Origin of the sequence: Dactylosporangium sp. NPDC051485 (genome assembly GCF_040682015.1) — a bacterium.
Lineage (GTDB): Bacteria > Actinomycetota > Actinomycetes > Mycobacteriales > Micromonosporaceae > Dactylosporangium.
Genome location: NZ_JBFAZW010000245.1, coordinates 1 through 2,329, shown reverse-complemented (window position 1 = coordinate 2,329; position 2,329 = coordinate 1). Strand labels below are relative to the sequence as shown.

Annotated in this window: 2 protein-coding genes and 1 pseudogene; all 3 read left to right on the top strand. The window is 74.5% G+C overall.

All coding sequences use genetic code 11. From position 1 onward, the window contains the following. Nucleotides 1-357, top strand: a pseudogene (locus AB0M46_RS51270) (hypothetical protein); the annotation flags it as partial. 5 nt (nucleotides 358-362) lie between these two features. Continuing rightward, a complete protein-coding gene (locus AB0M46_RS51265; RefSeq protein WP_363349052.1) occupies nucleotides 363-1,136 on the top strand; it encodes a hypothetical protein in 774 nt (257 codons plus the stop codon). Continuing rightward, the coding region (locus AB0M46_RS51260; RefSeq protein ID WP_363349050.1) for an ATPase, T2SS/T4P/T4SS family at nucleotides 1,133-2,329 on the top strand (1,197 nt) is incomplete at its 3' end. The genes AB0M46_RS51265 and AB0M46_RS51260, both read left to right, overlap by 4 nt.

Sequence of the window (2,329 nt, the reverse complement as noted above, 5' to 3'; positions counted from 1 at the left end):
GCGCTGCTGTCGCCGCAGCAGCTCGGCGACGTGGCGTGGCCCCCGGCCGGGCAGGCGGTCATCGCCGTCGGGCTCAAACCCGGCCGGATCCCGGCCGGGGTGGCGGCGGGCGGTCAGGTGACCGTGATCGTGATCCCGTCCGCCGCGCCCGGCGCGAACACCGCCGGCTCCGGTAACGGCGCTGGCGACAGCGGGCCGCAGCTGGTTCGTGCGGACGCGACGGTGGTGTCGGTGCACGAGGCCGCGGACCAGTCGGGGGTGACGGTGGTGTCGCTGCTACTGACCGCTACCGACGCGGTCACGGTCGCTTCGGCCGGTGGCGAGGCGGCGCTGGTGCAGCGCGGCGTGGGGCGGTGACCGCGATGCTGATCGTGCTGGCATCGGTGAAGGGCGCCCCCGGGGTGACCACCCTGGCGGTGGGGCTGACCGCGGTGTGGCCGGAGCCGGACGCGGTCCTGATCGAGTGCGACCCGCACGGCGGTGACCTGGCCGCCCGGTTCGGGCATGCCCCCGAGCCGGGGCTGACCGGGCTGGCGGCGCAGGCGCACACCGGCGGGATCGTGTCCCTGGCCCCGTACACGCAGCGGCTCGCGGTCGGCGCGGACGTGGTCCTCGCCCCGCCGGGCGAGACGGTCGCCTCGTCGACGCTCACCCTCGTGAACCGTGGGCTGGCGTCGTTGCGGGACCTGGCGCAGCGGCAGCCGGTGATCGTGGACGTCGGCCGGGTCGAGCAGGACGGTCCCGCCGCCGCGCTGCTGGCCGCCGCCGATCATGTGCTGGTGCTGGCGGCTGGTGAGCTGGCCGAGCAGACCCAGGTGGAGCTGCGCCTGTCGTGGCTGCGGCCGGCGGTGCGGGGCCGGTTGTGGCTGGTCCGTACCGGGGACGGCGGCTACAGCGGGCGGGAGATCGCCCGGGAGCTCGGGGTGCCGGTGTTGTGGGAGGTGCCGGTGAGTCGGCTCGGTGCGGGTGCCCTCGCGGGGAGGTTGCGGGTGCCGAACTGGCGGCGGTTGAAGCTGGCTCGGGCGATCCGCGGGATCGCGGTGACGTTGACGACCGCGCAGCCGGCGTCGATCCTGCCCGGCCACCCTGAGCTGGACCTCACCGGCGCGCCGGTACCGGCGGAGGTGGCCTCATGACCGCCGTCGCCAACGGCAGCGCCGGCCTGTCCGGGTGGCAGACCGGTGACCAGCAGGCCCTCGTCCGCCGGCTGCGGCAGCAGGTCGCCGAGCAGCTCGCCGAAGCCGGGGAGCGGCTGTCCGGCGCGGACCGGGACGCGCGGATCGAGCAGCTGGTCGCCGCCGCGTTGAACGAGCACGCCCGGGCCGAGCTCGCCGCCGGTCGGATGCCCCTCGCCCCGCCGGTGGAGGCACAGGCCGCCCAGGCGGTCCGGGACGCGCTCACCGGGCTGGGCGGGCTGCAGCCGCTGCTGGCCGATCCGACCGTGACGAACATCCTGGTGCAGGGGCCGGTGGTGTGGTGCCGGCACACCGACGGGTCGAAGACCCGCATGCCGGCCATCACCGCCTCCGCGGAGGAGCTGATCGAGCTGGTCCGCGACGCCGCGGCCCGGTCCGGCGCGGACGAACGTCGCTTCGACCGGGGCGTGCCGCGGGTCAGTGTGCGGTTGCCGGACGGGTCCCGGTTGTTCGCGACCCTGATGGGCCGGGTGCCGGCGGTGGCGATCCGCAAGCACACCCTGCTCGAAGTCAGCCTCGACGACCTGGCCCGCAAGCACGGGGTGATGGACCTCGGCCTGCGGGATCTGCTCACCGCGATGGTCCTGGCCCGCCGCAACGTGATCCTGTGCGGCGGCACGGACTCCGGCAAGACCACATTCCTGCGGGCGATGGCGCAGGCCATCCCACCGCACGAGCGGCTGGTCACCATCGAGGACACCGACGAGCTCGCCCTGGACCTCGACCCGGCCCACCCGGACTGCGTGGCGTTGCAGACCCGCGAGGCCAACATCGAGGGCGTCGGGGAGATCGATCAGACCGAGCTGGTCCGCCAGGGGCTGCGGATGGCCCCGGACCGGCTCATCGTCGGCGAGGTCCGCGGCGGCGAGGTCGTCGCGATGCTCAACGCGATGAGCCAGGGCAACGACGGCAGCCTGGCCACCATCCACACCTCCAACTCCAAGCAGGCGTTCACCCGGCTGATGACGTACGCCGCGCAGTCGGCGGAGCGGCTGCCGTTCGAGGCATCCGCGCCGCTGGTCGCCGGGGCGGTGCACATCGTGGTGCACCTGGCCTGGTCCACCGACGGCAAACGCGTCGTGTCCTCGATCCGGGAGGTCCTGCACGCCGAAGGCGTCGACGTCGTGTCCAAC